At 67.7% G+C, this 16,534-nt stretch carries 21 protein-coding genes and 2 pseudogenes; 13 read left to right on the top strand and 10 right to left on the bottom strand.

Annotated features, from left to right (window positions below; genetic code table 11):
• Positions 1–307 precede the first annotated feature (307 nt).
• Both OHA61_RS26910 and OHA61_RS26905 read right to left on the bottom strand, forming a co-directional pair.
• A complete protein-coding gene (locus OHA61_RS26910; RefSeq protein ID WP_406305179.1) occupies positions 308–478 on the bottom strand; it encodes a hypothetical protein in 171 nt (56 codons plus the stop codon).
• A gap of 32 nt (positions 479–510) precedes the next feature.
• Positions 511–867, bottom strand: coding sequence for a PRC-barrel domain-containing protein (locus tag OHA61_RS26905; RefSeq protein ID WP_406305178.1), 357 nt, complete (start codon positions 865–867; stop codon positions 511–513).
• A 974-nt stretch (positions 868–1,841) separates the two neighbouring features.
• On the opposite strand from OHA61_RS26905, the gene OHA61_RS26900 reads away from it, so the two are divergent.
• The 9 genes from OHA61_RS26900 (at position 1,842) to OHA61_RS26860 (ending at position 6,468) form a co-directional block, all read left to right on the top strand.
• A complete protein-coding gene (locus OHA61_RS26900) occupies positions 1,842–2,018 on the top strand; it encodes a hydrophobic protein (RefSeq protein ID WP_406305177.1) in 177 nt (58 codons plus the stop codon).
• A 113-nt stretch (positions 2,019–2,131) separates the two neighbouring features.
• Positions 2,132–2,305 carry a CsbD family protein gene (locus OHA61_RS26895; RefSeq protein WP_175256302.1) on the top strand — a complete coding sequence of 58 codons (174 nt, stop codon included), beginning with the start codon at positions 2,132–2,134 and terminating at the stop codon, positions 2,303–2,305.
• Between the two features lie 131 nt (positions 2,306–2,436).
• Positions 2,437–3,057 (top strand): hypothetical protein, encoded by a 621-nt coding sequence (locus OHA61_RS26890; RefSeq protein ID WP_406305176.1) that lies wholly within the window; start codon positions 2,437–2,439, stop codon positions 3,055–3,057.
• Entirely contained in the window at positions 3,054–3,479 is a 426-nt protein-coding gene (locus OHA61_RS26885; RefSeq protein ID WP_406305175.1) for a hypothetical protein, read from the top strand. The genes OHA61_RS26890 and OHA61_RS26885 overlap by 4 nt, the downstream gene beginning before the upstream one ends.
• A gap of 177 nt (positions 3,480–3,656) precedes the next feature.
• Entirely contained in the window at positions 3,657–3,809 is a 153-nt protein-coding gene (locus OHA61_RS26880) for a hydrophobic protein (RefSeq protein WP_175256303.1), read from the top strand.
• Positions 3,810–4,055: 246 nt separating this feature from the next.
• Complete coding sequence (locus OHA61_RS26875) at positions 4,056–4,238, top strand: hypothetical protein (RefSeq protein ID WP_175256304.1); 183 nt, start codon at positions 4,056–4,058, stop codon at positions 4,236–4,238.
• Positions 4,239–4,785: 547 nt separating this feature from the next.
• The gene (locus OHA61_RS26870; RefSeq protein WP_406305174.1) at positions 4,786–5,211 is read left to right on the top strand and encodes an STAS domain-containing protein; all 426 of its coding nucleotides are present in this window, start codon (positions 4,786–4,788) and stop codon (positions 5,209–5,211) included.
• Positions 5,212–5,271: 60 nt separating this feature from the next.
• Positions 5,272–5,868: a hypothetical protein gene (locus tag OHA61_RS26865; protein WP_406305173.1), complete on the top strand. Its 597-nt coding sequence runs from the start codon at positions 5,272–5,274 to the stop codon at positions 5,866–5,868.
• A 93-nt stretch (positions 5,869–5,961) separates the two neighbouring features.
• Entirely contained in the window at positions 5,962–6,468 is a 507-nt protein-coding gene (locus OHA61_RS26860) for a diacylglycerol kinase family protein (RefSeq protein ID WP_406307479.1), read from the top strand.
• 15 nt (positions 6,469–6,483) lie between these two features.
• On the opposite strand, the pseudogene OHA61_RS26855 reads toward OHA61_RS26860, so the two are convergent.
• The 3 genes and pseudogenes from OHA61_RS26855 to OHA61_RS26845 all read right to left on the bottom strand — a co-directional run.
• Positions 6,484–6,792: pseudogene (locus OHA61_RS26855) on the bottom strand (PRC-barrel domain containing protein); the annotation flags it as partial.
• A 224-nt stretch (positions 6,793–7,016) separates the two neighbouring features.
• Positions 7,017–7,283, bottom strand: coding sequence for a hypothetical protein (locus OHA61_RS26850; protein WP_406305172.1), 267 nt, complete (start codon positions 7,281–7,283; stop codon positions 7,017–7,019).
• 250 nt (positions 7,284–7,533) lie between these two features.
• The gene (locus OHA61_RS26845; protein WP_406305171.1) at positions 7,534–7,728 is read right to left on the bottom strand and encodes a hypothetical protein; all 195 of its coding nucleotides are present in this window, start codon (positions 7,726–7,728) and stop codon (positions 7,534–7,536) included.
• Between the two features lie 539 nt (positions 7,729–8,267).
• On the opposite strand from OHA61_RS26845, the gene OHA61_RS26840 reads away from it, so the two are divergent.
• From OHA61_RS26840 to OHA61_RS26830, 3 genes are all read left to right on the top strand, one after another.
• Complete coding sequence (locus tag OHA61_RS26840) at positions 8,268–9,128, top strand: RNA polymerase sigma factor SigF (RefSeq protein ID WP_406307477.1); 861 nt, start codon at positions 8,268–8,270, stop codon at positions 9,126–9,128.
• Between the two features lie 283 nt (positions 9,129–9,411).
• Complete coding sequence (locus OHA61_RS26835; protein ID WP_406305170.1) at positions 9,412–10,131, top strand: GAF and ANTAR domain-containing protein; 720 nt, start codon at positions 9,412–9,414, stop codon at positions 10,129–10,131.
• 5 nt (positions 10,132–10,136) lie between these two features.
• The gene (locus tag OHA61_RS26830) at positions 10,137–10,865 is read left to right on the top strand and encodes an ANTAR domain-containing protein (RefSeq protein ID WP_406305169.1); all 729 of its coding nucleotides are present in this window, start codon (positions 10,137–10,139) and stop codon (positions 10,863–10,865) included.
• Between the two features lie 777 nt (positions 10,866–11,642).
• Here the strand turns inward: OHA61_RS26830 and OHA61_RS26825 are convergent.
• Both OHA61_RS26825 and OHA61_RS26820 read right to left on the bottom strand, forming a co-directional pair.
• The gene (locus OHA61_RS26825) at positions 11,643–12,050 is read right to left on the bottom strand and encodes a PIN domain nuclease (RefSeq protein ID WP_406305168.1); all 408 of its coding nucleotides are present in this window, start codon (positions 12,048–12,050) and stop codon (positions 11,643–11,645) included.
• Complete coding sequence (locus tag OHA61_RS26820; RefSeq protein ID WP_175331083.1) at positions 12,047–12,280, bottom strand: type II toxin-antitoxin system VapB family antitoxin; 234 nt, start codon at positions 12,278–12,280, stop codon at positions 12,047–12,049. Before OHA61_RS26820 ends, OHA61_RS26825 begins: the two co-directional genes overlap by 4 nt.
• 500 nt (positions 12,281–12,780) lie before the next feature.
• Here OHA61_RS26820 and OHA61_RS26815 point away from each other — a divergent pair, with 500 nt between their 5' ends.
• Complete coding sequence (locus OHA61_RS26815) at positions 12,781–14,307, top strand: SDR family oxidoreductase (RefSeq protein WP_406305167.1); 1,527 nt, start codon at positions 12,781–12,783, stop codon at positions 14,305–14,307.
• A 215-nt stretch (positions 14,308–14,522) separates the two neighbouring features.
• Here OHA61_RS26815 and OHA61_RS26810 read toward each other — a convergent pair whose 3' ends face one another.
• From OHA61_RS26810 to OHA61_RS26800, 3 genes and pseudogenes are all read right to left on the bottom strand, one after another.
• Positions 14,523–15,476: a ScbA/BarX family gamma-butyrolactone biosynthesis protein gene (locus OHA61_RS26810; RefSeq protein ID WP_406305166.1), complete on the bottom strand. Its 954-nt coding sequence runs from the start codon at positions 15,474–15,476 to the stop codon at positions 14,523–14,525.
• Between the two features lie 512 nt (positions 15,477–15,988).
• Complete coding sequence (locus OHA61_RS26805) at positions 15,989–16,285, bottom strand: flavin reductase family protein (protein ID WP_406307476.1); 297 nt, start codon at positions 16,283–16,285, stop codon at positions 15,989–15,991.
• 97 nt (positions 16,286–16,382) lie between these two features.
• Positions 16,383–16,466, bottom strand: a pseudogene (locus OHA61_RS26800) (flavin reductase); the annotation flags it as partial.
• Between the last annotated feature and the right edge of the window lie 68 nt (positions 16,467–16,534).

Raw genomic sequence — 16,534 nt, 5'->3', positions numbered from 1 at the left:
CGCGAGCCAGGACGCTGGTGGTAGTCCGGGTCTCTCAGGTGCCTATCCTTGTCGAACTCCCGCGCGTCCTTGATCTCGTCCTTCGTCCGGGACACGTACATCTTCCGCCCGGAAACGTCTACGCGTTCGAGGCAGGGAGATTAGAGGGTGCAGGCCCCCGCGCGCACGACCCGGCATCCGGACCGGTATTCGCCCTGCCGCACGTCGGCACGACCACCCTGCCGCCGCGCCAGCACAGCAGGCGTGCGGCCACCCGGCGGCACTCGGCGAGGTCGGCGCTCGGCGGACAGCGTGGTGAGCCTGCGCGTCAGCGGGCCGGGCGTCGGCGTGAGCGCAATGCCGAGCGAACGGCGAGGTACGCCATACCGGCCAAGAGGAGCAGTACGCCGATGGAGAGCAGATAGAGCATGCCCTCGACGGCCACGCCGATGATGCCCAGCACTATGGCCACGACGAGCACGACAAGGAACAGCACCATGATGCGGATGCCTCCTTCGTAGGAGCGGGCGCTCAGCGCCGGGCGAGTTGGCGCTCGCCGCCGGCGCCCTGCTGGTAGGTGAGGCCGTAGTGCTTGAAGATCGCTTCCTCTTCCTCGGCCGGCAGGACGTCGTCCGTGCCGATCGAGGGGCACTCCTTCACCAGCGCCTTGTCATGGGCGACCTTGACGTAGCCGGGTCCGACAGTCGCGCCGTCCAGCGGTACAAAGACGAGGCGGTGCCGGGTGGGCAGACCGGTCTGAACGGTCGCCATGGCCGGCTCGTCGGTGCTGGTGTCCACATAGATCGCTTCCAGCATGCCGATCTTGTGTCCGTCGCGGTCAATGACGTCGTGGCTGCGCCACTCGCGGATATCGCCCACGTGGATCATCCTGGATCCCTCCCGGAGGCCCGACCGCTCGGGGCATGCTCGGCGACCGTTGGTCGCGCCTCGCCCCCGGGCCTGTGACCTCAGCCCTTCTCAGTGTGCCCCCATCCGCTACCCGAAACCAGCGCGCACCCTGTGGCTGCTCCTGGGCGCCGCACCGGTCCAACCCGTGCAGGGCAGACTGGGATGGGTTCCCTGCGCTCCCGACCGTCGGATTGACCTCTGCGCAGCCTCCCCAGCCAAGTGGCGAGCCCAAGGACGACGGGGATGAAGCCGACCCTCTGTGCACGAGTTCCTCGGAGCGGAACAGGTCATGGCATCCGGGGGCTGGGGACTCTCCGGCCAGACTAGTCCTGCGTGTATGACGCAAGACAGCCCTGCCGGACGTCAGATGGCCGCCTGACGCCTGTTCAGGGAGAGCCTCGGCGACTAGCTTGTCTGGTGCGGCCCGGGCCCCCGGCAGCGTCGAAAAGTTACCGCGCTCCCTCGGGGGCGCACCTTGCGCATCGATGCCGGAACCTGCCTCGTCACGAGCGTGGCCGTTCCGTAGTCGCCGCCGCGTCGTGATCCTGGCGCAGCCTCGATGCGCCACCGTGCGGGCCGCTTCCGCCGCCCGCTGCGTCGCACGTATCCGACATCTGGCGGTACACATGTACGCGCTGATCGTTCCGGCTGCAGTCCCCTTCGTCCTGCTGGGCACCGTGATGGGCCTGTCCTGGTGGGAGGACCACGTCCTGCCACCGGCCAAGGAGCCGGCGGAAGCCCCCGAGGCTCCCTTCACACCCGAGGCCCCAAACCCCACTTCGCAACTCCCCAGTAACACTGGCTCGTTGACAGGGCTCACGGGCCGGCGTTGACTGACACCGACGGCGTAGGGCTGTGGTGCTCCGGATTCCCCGGGCAAAGCCTTCACCTTCGCTTCGCCCAGCCCCCGCGGAACGCAGGACATGTCCCTGTGACCGCGTGGAGGCGCAGCCATGCTGCTCTGGATTCTTCTCCTTCTGCTGATCCTGGCTCTGTTCGGGTTCGGCTTCACCATGCAGATCCTCTGGTACGTAGCGGTAGTACTGCTGGTCGTCTGGATCGCCGGGTTCACCATGCGCGGCCGCGGCAGCAGTCGTGGCGGGCGTCGACACGGCCGAAGCCGCGGGTAATCCGTACCAGGCCGCCGCCCTACCCGCGGGAATGGCGAGTTGTACGGCAATCACACGCGGGGCCCCAGACGGGTACGCGGAGGCCTCACCCCATAGACGAGCAGAGGACAGTCATGAGCTTCGAACAGAAGATCAGGAACAAGGCACAGGAACTCAAGGGCTGGATCACGGAGGGCATTGGCCGAGCCACCCGCAACACGCGGCTGAAGAGGCAAGGGAAGACCGACCGAGTCGTCGGCAACCTGAAGCAGTCCGGCGCCAAGGCCAAGGACGCCTTCAGGCGCTGACCACCACCGCCCCGGGTGGTGGTCACGTCGCGTGGGCCTCATCCGGCAGGCACCGATGCGGGGCACGAACGACAGGGGCTGATGGGAATGCAGCAGAGCGACTTACGAGCCGAGAGCCAGAGAGGGCAGCCATGTTCACGGGCGTGATCATTACCGTGGCTGTCGTTGTCGTGGCCGCCGCCCTCTTCGCCGGACTCGGCCGGGGCAGTGGCGGCCGCGGGTTGAAGCGACGATTCGGCCCCGAGTACGACCGTGCCGTCGCCCGCCACGACGGCAACACCAAGGCGGCAGAGCGGGAACTCGACGAGCGAGTGAACCGGCACGGTTCCCTCAAGGAGCAGCCGCTGCCGCCCGCGGCCCGCGAGCAGTACGTGGCCCAGTGGGCCACAATCCAGGAGCAGTTCGTGGACTCGCCGCAGAATGCGGTCACCGAAGCCGACGCAGTGTTGGCGCGGCTGGCAAAGGACCGGGGCTTCCCCGACGGCGAGCCGTTCGAAGAGCAGGCGGCCGCGATCTCGGTACACCACGCCGACCATGTTTGGGGCTACCGCAGGGTGCACACGGCGGTGCCTGGCCAGGGCGGCACGGAAGAGATGCGGGAGGCCCTGGTCGAGGCCCGGGGTCTCTTCGACGCACTGATCACAGAACAGTCGGCCGACTCGGACCGACGCCGTCAGAAGTCCCGTGACGACCGCGGCCAGGCACCGTGGACGCTCGGCCGCCGCCACACGAAGGGCAGTGACACGCGATGACGTACAACGCGAAACACGCACAGCAGCCCCAGGCCAAGAACCCGGTTCCCGCTGCGCAGACCGCCCCGCCCATACCTCGCCCCGAACCGGCTCGGCAACCACGCGAGCCGGCCATCAGCACCGAAGGCCCCGCCCGCACCCCGGGCTCGGAGCAGCAGTTGCTCCCGCAGGGGGCACAGGACAAGGTGGCCATCCGCCTCCGGCAGGCCCTCAACAACTTCGTCGAGAGCCCACGCCAGGCGGTGGAGGATGCCGACAGCGCCTTCGACGAAGTCGCCACCCACCTCACCGAGGCACTCGCCGAACGGCGGCGCGTCCTGCGAGCGAGTTGGCAGGGCCAGGACACCAAAGCGGAGACAGAGGAACTGCGACTCGCACTACGGCAGTACCGGGAGATCACCGAGCGGCTGCTGCGCATGTGAGTGGTCGACGCGCAGAACTCCCCAGTCCTACTGGTCCGTTGATAGCAGACGTTGCCCAGCACTGACTGACGACGACGCAGGCTACGACGCTTCGGACTCTCCGGGCGAAGTCCTCGTCGTCCCGTTCGCCGGGACCCCGCGGAACGCTGGAAATTTCCCGCACCTGGAGGCCCAGCCATGCTGTTATGGATTCTTCTTCTCCTACTGATTCTGCTCGGGTTCGGCATCCCGATGCTGATCCTGTGGTACGCCGCGGTCCTGCTCCTGGCCATCTGGATCCTCAGCTTTGCCGTCCGCGGCGGTAGCCGATCCGCCCAGGGCCACCAGTGAAGGCCGACGTCAGGAGGCTGGTCCGGACCAGGTCAGCGGACCGGCAGCGCGAAGCGCAGGATGCTCCCGCACATCGAGTCGGCACGGTCGTTTAGGCCTCCAGCGTTGACGCGCCGGGCTCGGACTCGTCTGCACCACCGGTCCACGATTCGCACGAATGCTTGACCCTTAGCAGGGAAGACGACCGATAGCGGCGCAGCCACCGGAATCACGTGTGGTTCGCCGTCCAATGGCAGGAGAAGTCAGATGCTGGCATTCGCGGCGGCCGTGCTCTTCGTCATCGCCTTCATCCTTCACGTCACCGAGACGTCGACCGAGGTGATCTTCAGCCCGACGAGCCTCATGCTTGTCGGGCTTGCCCTCCTCGCTGTGCACTCGGGCGGCGTGGGGTCTGGGTGGTCCCCCAGGGGCCGCGGACGTCGGCGCTGAGCGAGGTTACGACTTCAAGACTCGCTATCCCTTCCACCCCGGCGATCACATTCCCGCGGACATCTGCGCGATGTCGGTGACGCTCCCGTCATGCGAAGCCACCTCTTCGGATGTTCCGCAGACTGCCGTGCCCGGGCGGCCGTCGTCGGCCGCACTTCGTGCCGGGTGTCCAAGTACCGTGCATTGCAGCGGATATGCACACCCCGCACCTCGCCTTGGCACCGTCCCGGCTCTGAGAATGGGCGGCTTCAGGCCGCCCTCTTGGACCGGCTGAGGACTATGCTGCTGTGTGGACGTCCTAGCCCCCGGCGGCCTGTGGTTGCTCAACACAGATGGCTGCGGGGAGCGGATCTTCCGTCCGCTCACCCGGCGCATCCCCTGGAGGGAACTGGGTGGGTCCCCTGTCCTGGTGCACAGGCTGTTGGACCGGCCCTCGCTCTGCCTCCGCCGAAAGCATGTCCCCACCGGGAGCGCGTCACGAGGAGCCGGGAGTCCGGCTCCGCCGCAGCCGCTGTCGGGCCCGGATGGTCTTCTGAACCGAGGCGTTATGCCCATTCCGCAGCTGAACGTCTACCGGCACGACAGAGGGAGCCGGGCGCTGCTCACCCTGGCCGGTGAGATCGACCTCGACACGGCCCCGATAGTGCGCGCATCGCTGGAGAAGTGCCTGCGCGACGGCATCCGCACCATCGACGTCGACCTCACCACTGTCACCTTCTGCGACTGCAGCGGCCTTAACGCTTTCCTCCACGCGTCGCATCAGACCGCCACAGGCGGTGGGTCCCTGCAACTGCACTACCCTCTGCCACCGGTGGCTCGGCTCTTGGATCTCACCGACTGCGGGTTCCTGCTCCTCGGCCACCCGACCGGATGCCTGCCGGCTTCTCTCCGGGGCGGACTCGTCCCGACCGCTCCAGCCCCGCCGCAGCTGCTTGCTCCCCTCACTGCTGCCCTCTCGGGCGGTGTGCTGTGATGGCCTGGTCCCGGCAGAGCGCGGAACCATGATGGTCCCGATACGTCTGCCACGGATGCCGTGCGTCTGCGCCGGCTGAACCGCTGGCAAGCCGAGGACCTGTGTGAGGAACTGGCGGATCTGTACGTGGAGTCCTTCCACCTGAGGCCCAGTGAGGGGTACCGCAGCCGCAGCCGGGAAGAGTTCCTGCACCGCCTCAGTAGCGACATCCGACGGCCGGGATTCGCCATGGTGATCGCGGAATCGACTGCCTTGGTGGGATGTGCCGTCGGATTCCCCGTGAGGAGCGACGATTTGTGGTGGCTCGGGTTCGACGGGGCACTGCCACGCAGCATCGAGCAACTCACCAAGTCCGACAATGCCTTCGCGATCAACAGGATCTTGGTCGCTCCGCACGAGCAGGACGATGACATCGGCCGCCGACTGCAGCAGCGGCTGCTGACCGACCACCAGGCGTCGCTCGGTGTCACCCTGGTCGATCAGGCCGACCATCCGTCCCTCGCTGCCTTCCGGTCCTGGGGCTGGCGAGACATCGGTGAGGTCCGGAGACCGACCGGCCCCACCGTCTTCCGTGCGCTGGTTCTTCCCCTCAGGGAGCCAACGACCATGAGGCTGGACGGACTCGCTCGCCATGCCTGGACTCGGTGGCCAGGGTGACGGCTCAAGACGTCCCCGTCCCCGCGCTGCCGGCAGGACAGGGACTGATCGCAGTCGTCAACAGCGGCGCGGGCAGCGACGTACCCGCCGAAATTGAACTGCGGACCGCCTGCCAGAGGCGGACATACGGCTCTGCGACGGTGGCGACCTGCAACTCGTGCTCGGCCAGGCCGCAAGGACGCCGGCGCCCGCGGTGGCGCGCTCGGCATCGCCGGTGGCGACGGCACAGTCAACGCGGCAGCAGTCCTGGCCGCTGAAGGCGGCCTGCCCTTGGCGGTGTTCCCCGCAGGCACCCTCAACCACTTCGCCACCGACCTCGGATTACCGACCCTCAAGTCCACCGCCGACTCCTTGGAGGCGGGCTGCGGCGGAACCGTCGGCCCCGGCCGCGTCACCGTCGATGGCGGTGCGGGCGGCCGGCCCCAGCACGTACGGGCTATGCGACATCCGATCACGGGCGAAATCCTGCCCGACCTCAACCTCGTGTTTCAGAAAGGCGGAGTCGAGTTCGCGCCTGTGGCGGCCCGCCCTGAGATCTCCGGGCGGGCCGCCACCGCGGCAGTTACACGCGGCTGCGGTCAGCCACGCAGGTACTGGTAGTAGGAGCCCAGACGCGTGGTAGTCCGGGTCGCCCAGGTGCTTTTCCTTGTCGAACTCCGGCGCGTCCTTGATCTCGTCCTTCGTCCGGGACACGTACACCTTCTGCTCGGACGCGTCCACGCGCTCGATGACGCCGGCCGGAAGCAGTACGTCCTTGCCGAAGATCCACACACCGGTGTCGACCACAATGTAGGCCGAGCCGACCTCGTCGGAATGCCTGTCGATCTTTCCAATGCTGCCGTCAGTGGCTTCTACCTTGAAGCCGACCAGGCTATTTCCTGCGTTGTGGCCGGCGGCCGGGGCGTACCCCCAGAAGTCACTCACGAAATTCCCCTCCTCACATCTCACCAGAACAGAAGGGCAGATACCCTTCCCCGCCCTGCAGCCGACCGAGTGCCCCATCGAATGTCACCAAACATCCCGAACGAGCCTCGAACGCCTGGAACTCGGCACCGCACGGATTCCCCACTCCGGAGCGGCAGCCATTCCGCGCGCAGCCACCGGCGGTCCGCCGCCTGAAGGCGGCGCAAGGCAGGGCGCCAGGACTATCACTGATGTTCGCCGTCCCGGCGGTCCTGGCGATTCCAGCGGCCCCGGCGCTGTCGGCTGTAGCGGCGGTCCCAGCGGTCCTGACGATCCCGGTAGTCCCGGTACTCGCCGTAGTCAGAATCGCCGCCACGGCGCCCGCGTCCGTACCCACCGCGGCCGTACTGAACGGCCCCGAAGATCAGCACAGCAGCCGCCACCCACCAGAGGGGATTGAGGAAGCCGAGGCCGACCAGGGCCAGAAAGAGAATGAGAAACAAGGCAGACACTGCGGCCTCCCACGGCGGAACGTGTCATCACTGCCGGGGACCGGGGCCTCACTGAACAGGGTAGTCCTGTCGAAGGGTTGCGGATAGCGCCCCCGTCGACTTGTACTGCCTTGCCCAGATGCCTACTTGAGGCGCGCTCAGGCGATGCGGTCAGGTCTGGCGGACCCTTTTGCGGCCCCGCACGACACGGCTGCACGGATCTTGCTGCGGCGAGAGAACCGTCCCGAACGTCAACACGCACAACCCTCACTCAGCGTTGGGAGCCTGGCTGGTTGAACCAGGCCGGGACGATGGGTGCATGCGTGGAGGGCTGGCCGGAGATCCGCCGGCTCCAGCGGGCCGAGGAACTGTCGATCCGGGCGATCACGATGAAGTTGGGGATCTCGCGGAGCACGCTCCATCGGGCGGTGTCCCCCGACGGGCCGGAGTGACAGGGGGCGCTCACGCCGCGTTCCGTACGCATCATCCGTCTCCACGGGGTTCGACGGGCTTGGTATGAGCGCCAGGACGGCAGCGAGTACATCCGGGCAGTACCCGGCCCTCTTGTCGCCCGCGGTGGCCCGTTTGATCACCCAGCGGGCCACGCCCCGCGGCTTCTGCCTCCGTAGTTGATCTTTGAGCGCCTAGCCATCCTGTGCGTCGAGGGTCTAGCTTGGAAGTCAAGCCCGAGCCCCCGGCGATCCTGGCCATCTAGCCGCATCGGGGGTGCAGGCATGGCGCACGGCACGCGGGATCACACCACCGTGAACGTTGCGCGGCCCGGCAGCGGACTCCCCAACGGCCGCTCCAAAAGGCCCATTTACCCACTGGCGCTCTCGCATTGCGGACGTCGGCTCGCAGGCATGACAACCGTGGAGGCGAGGCTGAGCCGCTGCTGCGCCACGCGTCGCGCGCCCCTCGTTTTGACGGAGGCACCTTGCAGTACCCAACGGCAAAGGCAGTGACGTGACCAGCTTCACGCAGTCGACAGGAAAGTCCGTACCGCTGACCGCGACAAGTCCCTCGACTCAGGCTCCTTCGTTCTCCAGTTCGCTGCCACGGATAGAGGACGTGGCAAAGATCGCACCGCGTGATGCACGGGCGCTGTCGAAGCTGTTCTTCGATCAGCTTCAGTTTCTGGAAGAAGGCACGCACGACTACCAGTACGCCCGCAACACACTCATCGAGATGAACCAGGCCCTGGTCCGGTTCGCCGCCGGCCGGTTCCGTAACCGCGGCAGTGGCGAGATGGACGACATCGTCCAGGTGGGCACCATCGGACTGATCAAAGCGATCGACCGGTTCGACCTGTCACGCGGCGTCGAGTTCACCTCCTTTGCCATCCCTTGCATCGTGGGGGAGATCAAGCGGTACTTCCGGGACACCACTTGGGCCGTACATGTTCCGCGTCGACTGCAGGAACTGCGTATCGATCTGGCCAGGGCCAAGGAGGAACTCGAGAGTGACCTCGACCGCGAGCCCACCGTCAGGGAACTCGCCGCGCAGTTACAGCTAAGCGTGGAAGAGGTCATCGACGGGCTGGTCGCCGCCAATGGCTACACCGCCGACTCCCTCGACCCGCCCCGCGATGCAAGCGACGGTCTCGTCCACCAGCGCAGTCGCACGTACGTGGACACCGTCGGGGGCTGCGACCCCGCCATCGAACTGGTGGAAGACTTTCACGCCCTCGCCTCCCTGCTGGCCCATCTCGGCGAACGCGATCGCCGCATCATCCAACTGCGCTTCGGCCAGGAAATGACCCAGTCCGAGATCGGCCACGAACTCGGCTGCTCACAAATGCACATTTCGCGCCTGCTCACCCGCATCCTGGCCCAACTCCGCACCGGCATGCTCACCGACCACTAGGCCGTGTTTTAGAACTCTCGCCTGGCTCGCGACGACTGGCACGCACACTCGCTGCGTTGTCGGAGTCATCCAAGTACGTCCAGTACGAGGATGATCCTCCGCCTTGCGATTGCACGCACCAGACGCCGCGAGCCCCGCCCTACGGGCGGACGGCGCTAGTTCTAAAACACGGCCTAGGCGATGGGGGCGTCGGCCACACGGGGGAAGGGGGCAAGCCCCTGACCGCTTCAGCAAGGACATCGGTACGGCGCCGACCCCAAGGAGCAGAGGAGGGTGGCCACCAGTGATCAGCTCCGCAATGACGGAGATCCTGCGGCTCCTGTATGCAGAGGCCAGGCCTCAGCTCTCCGATGATTGCGCCGGCGTCCTTGGGATGGATCATCTGGCGCTATCTCTGTCCATCGCGGGTCACGCCACGGAGCAGCTGTGGTCTTCCGGCAAGACAAGCTCGCTCTTCGAAGACCTGCAGTTCACGCTGGGCGAAGGACCGGGCCCGGACGCCGTCCGCACGGGCCTGCTCGTTCTGGCTCACGACGTTTCCGCGGTGTGGGCCGGCAGATGGCCCACTTTGCTCCCCGCCATGGCGCACCTGCCGATCGAGGCCATGTTCTGCCTTCCCTTGTCCCTCGGCGGCATCACCGTCGGAGTCCTGACCGCTCTGCGCTCCACCCCGGGGCCCATGACCGGACAGGAGATGGACGACGCCCTGGGTTTGGCGGCGGCACTCACACTTCAGTTCCTCGGGGGTGACGGCGTACAGCTCGATACCTGGGTCGATGAGCAGCCCAACGGCGAACTGCACCGCGCAGTCGTTCACCAAGCGACCGGCATGCTCAGTGTCCAGCTCAACACTTCGCTCGGCCAGGCGCTGCTGCGGCTTCGCGCCTATGCCTACAGCCACGGCAGGTCCATCATCGACATTGCTGAGGACATCGTGTCTCGACGCCTTCGTCTGGACGCCGACAGACCCAAATCCGATGCACCAGACGAGACGAAGGGATGACTTCCATGTCCCGCGAACAGCAAGTGTCAGCGGTCTTCGTGCAAGTTGCGGACTCACTGATCGATGACTTCGACCTCATCGAGTTCCTTGAGCAGCTGTGCGCACACTGCGTCACCCTGCTCGATGTCTCAGCCGCCGGCATCCTTCTGGCCAACGAGAAGGACACCATGCAGACCATCGCGGCCTCCGACGAGGCAACACACCTGCTGGAACTCTTCGCTCTCCAGCACAACCAAGGCCCCTGCCTGGAGTGCTACCGAAGCGGCACGGCACGCACCAATATGGATCTGAACAGCCCCACCGCCACCAGCGCCTGGCCCGCGTTCGCCGCCCGCGCACGCCGGAGCGGCCTCCGTACCAGCCACGTCTTCCCGCTCCGCCTGCGCAACCGCGCAGTAGGGGCGTTGAACGTGTTCCACACCAGCCTGCAACCATTGAGCCCGCAAGACGCCTCCCTCGCCCAGGCTCTGGCCGATGTCGCCACCATCGCCCTCTTGCAACAACGTGACCTTGATCAAGAACAAGCAGAAAAGGCCCAGCTGCAACGCGCCCTGACCACACGCATTCTCATCGAACAAGCAAAAGGCATCCTCGCCGAACGCTGGAACACCAACCCAGACACCGCCTTCACCACCCTGCGCGCCTACGCCCGCGCCCACCAGCTACGCATCTCGGACTGCGCACGCCGAATCATTGACCAATCCCTCAACACCAACGACATCCCACACCCGTAGAAACCGAGAAGCTACTCGGCATGGCCGGCTGCTTTGGCCAAGCCCCCCTCGCCCGCACAGCGACGGGGCATTGGAGACCGGCCCCGCCGTGCCTCACGTCGACGTGTAGGCGCGCGAGTTGATCGTCGACGAAGGACCAAATCCATCTCCGGCCCGCGAGGCGCATGGCGACGTGCTGACAATTGCTCGGCCGGTGACTGCGAGAGACCGCAATGCCCGGAGGCAGCGGCCCGAATGGCCGTCCGCCTGCGTTGCACACCAACACCTCCAGCTCTGGGAACACGATTTCGCGGCTGGGCGCCGAACTGCCAGGCATCGCCTCGGACGTGGTGAAGCGTCCACCAGGCGCTCGGCCATGCGCGGGGCAGTCACCCCCCATCCCAGGTGCGGCACCACGACGCACGAGCCTGGTGGCGAGGCTGTAGAGCCCTGCGAGCCTGCCTGCTGGCCGACCGTGCCTGCACCGTCGCTCCCGGCATCCGGCTGCGGACCGCCGAGGTCATCAGGTACCGCTGCTCGAGCGGGAAGACTGCGCCACTTGGAACGCATTCATCGATGCCTGCGTCAGGCGAACCCGCTGGGATGAGGACGATGTCGTCCGAGGACGCAGGCCGCGTTACGGGCCTGTTCCCGTGTGCTTTCCCGCTTTCGGGCAGCGACTTGGTCGTGGCTGAACAAGAGTCGGTGGTGGCAAGCCCACCGATGGCCACCGCCACTGGCCAACAGCGCCGTGCGCCTCCGCGACAACTTGCAGCCGTCGGCTGAAACGCGTCGCGGTCAGGCGCGGACGTCCCTCTGCTGTACTTCTTTGAGGACCGCCGCCACGGTGACGAAGTCATTGTCCACATGGAGCACGGTGTGACCGTGGTGGACCGCTGTCGCGCAGACCAGGAGGTCGATGGCTCCCGCGGCCCGGTGTTGTCCTCGTTGCGTGAGCTTGTGCTGGGCGGTGTCGACCCAGCGCCACGCGTTCTTCGGAACGGGCGAAAGCTGGCACAGAGCATCCAGCTCCCCGCCCAACTCGTCGCGATGCGACGGGCTGGTGGCCGAGTACAGAAACTCGGTGCGCGTCGGCTCACAGATACGCAGCACCCCGGCGGCGATGTGCCCCTCCCAGGGGCGCAGCGCCCCAGGAGTACGGAACAGGTGCCACAGCGCAGAGGTGTCAACGAGATACGTGATCACTCAAAGGCCGCCCGCCGCGCGCGCTTAGCAGCGTCGTAAGCGGCTGCGGCCTCCTCGAACTCGCCCCGCTCGCCCCGCTCAGCCAATTTCTCCGCGGCCTCGAGCCTCCTGATACGGGCGACATAGTCCCGCAGAGCCGCGTTGACGGTCTCCTTCTTCGTGGTCACACCCATCAGGCGCATCGCCTCAGCCAGTGCCTCATCATCAAGGTCGATCTGGGTAACGGACATACTCACCACCCCACCCGAGAGTCCACGATGTACATATCCATGATACATCACCAACATTCACGGGAGAGCCCCTCGCGACGAGATGCGGCACGACGCCGGATCAGCGAGCTCACCCAAGGCCTCAAACCCTTAATTCCCGACCGCGCGCGACGGCGCCCACCCTGATCACTTTCCGGGCCACCCGCGACTCCTCGACCATGAGGGGCCATACTGCCGCGTTTGCCTCGACCGAAGATTCGATCAAGGATCTTAGCCGTGCTGTCGTGCGCGCGTCGCAACTTGCTGAAGTCGAACCGGACACGGCAGGAAGCCACCGCCTCCTCTGCGGCAGCACGCCGAGACGGCGCAGGGCCGCATTCCGAAAACCCTCCGCTCAGCCCACACGTCCCGGTCCCGAGCGCCTACGGAGGGCGGCACCACATCCGCTGCTGCCTCATGAGCGAAATCCGTCGACAGGGGCGAGAGTGGCATTGACGTACCCCTGCGGATCGGAGGCCTCCATGAGCGGCCGGGACACGCGAAGCCTGCACTGTCTGGTGACCGGCGCGACGGGGTATATCGGAGGCCGGCTGGTTCCCGAATTGCTGGACGCCGGGTACCGCGTACGGTGCATGGCCCGGTCTCCGGACAAACTGCGCGACCATCCGTGGGCAGGGCACGCCGAGGCGGTTCGCGGGGATGTGACCGATCCTGATTCGGTCGGGTGCGCTCTGCGCGGTATCGATGTCGCCTACTACCTCGTGCATGCCCTGCGGGCCGGAGACGACTTCGAGGAGACCGACCGGAAGGCCGCCCAGGTGTTTGCCGAGCGGGCTCGCGCTGCGGGCGTACGGCGCATCGTCTACCTGGGCGGGCTGACCCCGGCCGATGTGCCGGAAAGCGAACTGTCGCCCCATCTGCGGTCCCGCGCCGAGGTCGGCGAGATCTTCCTTCGCTCGGCTGTGCCGGCGACCGTGCTCCGCGCCGCGGTCATCATCGGCTCCGGTTCGGCGTCCTTCGAGATGCTGCGCTACCTCACCGAGCGGCTGCCGGTGATGGTCACCCCGAGCTGGGTCAGCACCCGCATCCAGCCGATCGGTGTCCGGGACGTGCTGCGGTATCTGGTGGGCAGTGCACGGATGCCCGACGAGGTGAACCGCGCGTTCGACCTCGGCGGGCCCGACATCATGACATACGAGCAGATGATGCAGCGGTACGCGGTGGTGGCCCGCCTGCCCCACCGCTTCATCCTGCGTGTACCGATGCTGACGCCCCGTCTCTCCGGCCTATGGGTCGGCCTGATTACTCCCGTTCCCCCCTCCCTCGCCCGGCCGCTGGTCGAGTCGCTGCGGCACGAGGTCATCTGCCGCGAGCACGAGATCGCCCGGTACGTACCCGATCCGCCTGGCGCACCGATCGGCTTCGACCAGGCGCTCACCCTGGCTCTTCAGCGCGTACGCGACGCTCAGGTCGCCACCCGCTGGTCCTCCGCCTCGCTGCCCGGCGCTCCGAGCGATCCACTGCCCTCGGACCCGGACTGGGCCGGAGGCAGCCTCTACGTCGACCGACGCGCGCTCGCCGTCGACGCCTCACCGAACGCACTGTGGCAGGTCATCGAGGGGATCGGCGGTGACAACGGCTGGTACTCCTTCCCGCTCGCCTGGGCCGTACGAGGCTGGCTCGACCGGCTGGTCGGAGGCACCGGACTCCGCCGTGGCCGCCGGGACGCGGCACGGCTCCGGGTCGGGGACTCGCTGGACTTCTGGCGCGTGGAGGAGATCGAACCCGGCCGACTGCTGCGGTTGCGTGCAGAGATGCGCCTGCCGGGGCTCGCCTGGCTGGAGATGAACTGCGACCAGGACGAACAAGGCCGGGCGCGCTACCGGCAGCGGGCGCTGTTCCACCCGCACGGTCTGCTCGGGCATGTCTACTGGTGGAGCGTGTCGCCGTTCCATGCGGTCGTGTTCGGCGGTATGGCCCGCAACATCGCGCAGGCCGCAATCCAAGCGGACGCCGCTCATGACGGCCACGGCGCGAATCCGGGCTGAGGCCGTGCGTCCGAACCCAGCACGTGCGTGTTGCAGTGTTTTGAGCACCAAGCTGAGTGTGGGGAACTGCGCGACCAGCGCCCACCGACCCGCACCCAACACACCACCCGAGCTGCCCGAGCTGCCCGAGCTGCCCGAGCTGCCCGAGCTGCCCGAGCTCATAGTCACCCACCCGGCTGCGCCCCACCGCCGGGAGCACTCGGGCTCGTACTCAGTCACACAGGCTCGCCACCACCAGGCTGTCGAAGGCCAGGCGGCCGGACTGCCAGGCGGTGACCCGGAGGGCGGCGTCCTCGCTCGCGTCCTGCGCGGGGAGCCGCGTCGCGGAGATGTGGCAGGGGGCGGACAGGGTCAGGGGGAAATGGAAGGCGCTGCGCAGTTCCACGGGGCCGTACGCGGTACGGAGCGCAGGCCGCCTGGACGGCCTGGCGAGCGGCCTCCAGAAGGACCATCCCAGGGATCTCGTCGGTGGGGTGGTTGAAGAGCACCGGGTGTCCGGGGTCGATCCGCAGGTCCCAGACCAGCCCCCGGCGGGCACCGGCGGAGCCGGGGACGCCGAGGACGACGTCGCGTTCGTCGAGCCGGCCCACGATCGCCGGGGGGACGGGGTCGGGCAGGGGCGGGTACCCGCCGCCCTCCCCTGCGGCGGGGTCGCGGGGAGCCGTCGTGTGCAGGGTCAGCCGTCCGGCACCGGCGAAGTCGCCGCCGCGCAGCAGGTCGGCCTCCAGCGTGAGCGCGGTCGGGGTGCCGTGGCGATGCCGTACGTTCGTGGCCGCGACGTCGAGGCGCACCTCGGCGGGGCGGGTGCCGAGCAGAATGGCACCCGGCGCGACCTCGAACTCCAGTTCTGCGATGGTGAAGTCATGGTCCGCCGGGACTCCGTAGTACGTCTGCCCGACCAGGACGGACGCCTGCCGCAGTGACTCCGCGGCAAGCAGGGGGTCGTACCAGGCACCGGCGATGGGCGCGTAGAAGTGGTGCCCGCGCGGCCACTGCGCGCCCAGCCGAAAGACGTCGGGGCCCAGCCGCCGCCAATCCGTGATCAGTACCTCGGCCACCGCGCTGCGGTCGACGAGATGGCGTGGGGCGGTCCGCACGAAGTGGAGGTCGGCCTCGTCCCTGGCATCCGGCGGCAGGGGCACGGTGAGTGTGGGATCGGTGAGGGACACGCAGGTTGCCTTTCTGGTGGGCGTCGACGCGGGGCACGAACCGGAACCGGTGCGGATGCCCTGCCGGGCGGACCGGGCCGGGCCGAGGACGCCCGTGGCCTCGGCCCGGTGGGCGGGAGGAGTCAGGCGGTGACGGGCTGCCGTCGGCCGAGTCCGGCACCGAACCGGATCGCCGGACACCGCTGGATCCCCGGATCGCCGGCCCGAGACCGGGACCGCACCGGACGCCGGGTCAGGGGGCGAAGCCGGGCTCTGAGCCGGGGCGGGTGCCAGGCCGACCGCCAAGCCGCCAGGCCGGGGGCGAACCGAACCAGGCCGCCTGGCCTGGAGCCGGAAACTGAGCTGAGACCAAGGCCTGAGCTGGGGCCCCGGGCCGACTGCCAAGCCACCACAACAGGAGCCGAACCGAACCGGGCCACGGGCGAGGCCCGAACCGAGCGGGCCGCGAGGCTAGTGCCCCGGACCGAACAACCGAACCGAACCAACCCGAATCGCGTCGGTGTTCGTTCGTCTCAGGCCGCTGCCAGGGCCGTGAAGCGGCCGGCGTGGAACACCAGGGGGTCCGCCTGTTCGGTCAGGGCGCCCTCCAGGGCCTCGGCGATGACCAGTTCGTGGTCGCCCGCCGGGTGGACCGTGGTGATGCGGCAGTCCAGCCAGCCGAGGCCGTCGGCGGGGATGTGGTGCCCGGCACGGGTCGTCGACCAGTCGCCGGCGGCGAAGCGGTCGGCGCCCTTCGTGCTGAACAGGCGGCAGAGTTCCGCGTGCCGGTCGCCGAGGATCGTCACCGCGAAGGAACCGGTGTCGCGGATGGCCGGCCAGGTGGAGGAGGTGTCCGCGGCGCACAGGGCGACCAGCGGGGGGGGGGAGCGAGACGGAGGTGAAGGAGTTGACCGCCATGCCCTTGGGGCCCTCGGCCGTGTCTGCGGTGACCAGTACCACTCCCGTGGTGAACCGGCCGAGTATGTCGCGGAACGAGCGTTGCTCCAGCATGAGTTCTTTCCGATCGGGTGGGGCGCCCGGCCGGGCCGACGAAACGGCCCGGCCGTGCACTGGAGATC

The organism is Streptomyces sp. NBC_00885, assembly GCF_045207475.1.
Lineage (GTDB): Bacteria > Actinomycetota > Actinomycetes > Streptomycetales > Streptomycetaceae > Streptomyces.
Note: the sequence above shows the minus strand (reverse complement) of the source record. Positions and strands in the feature narration are given on the sequence as shown.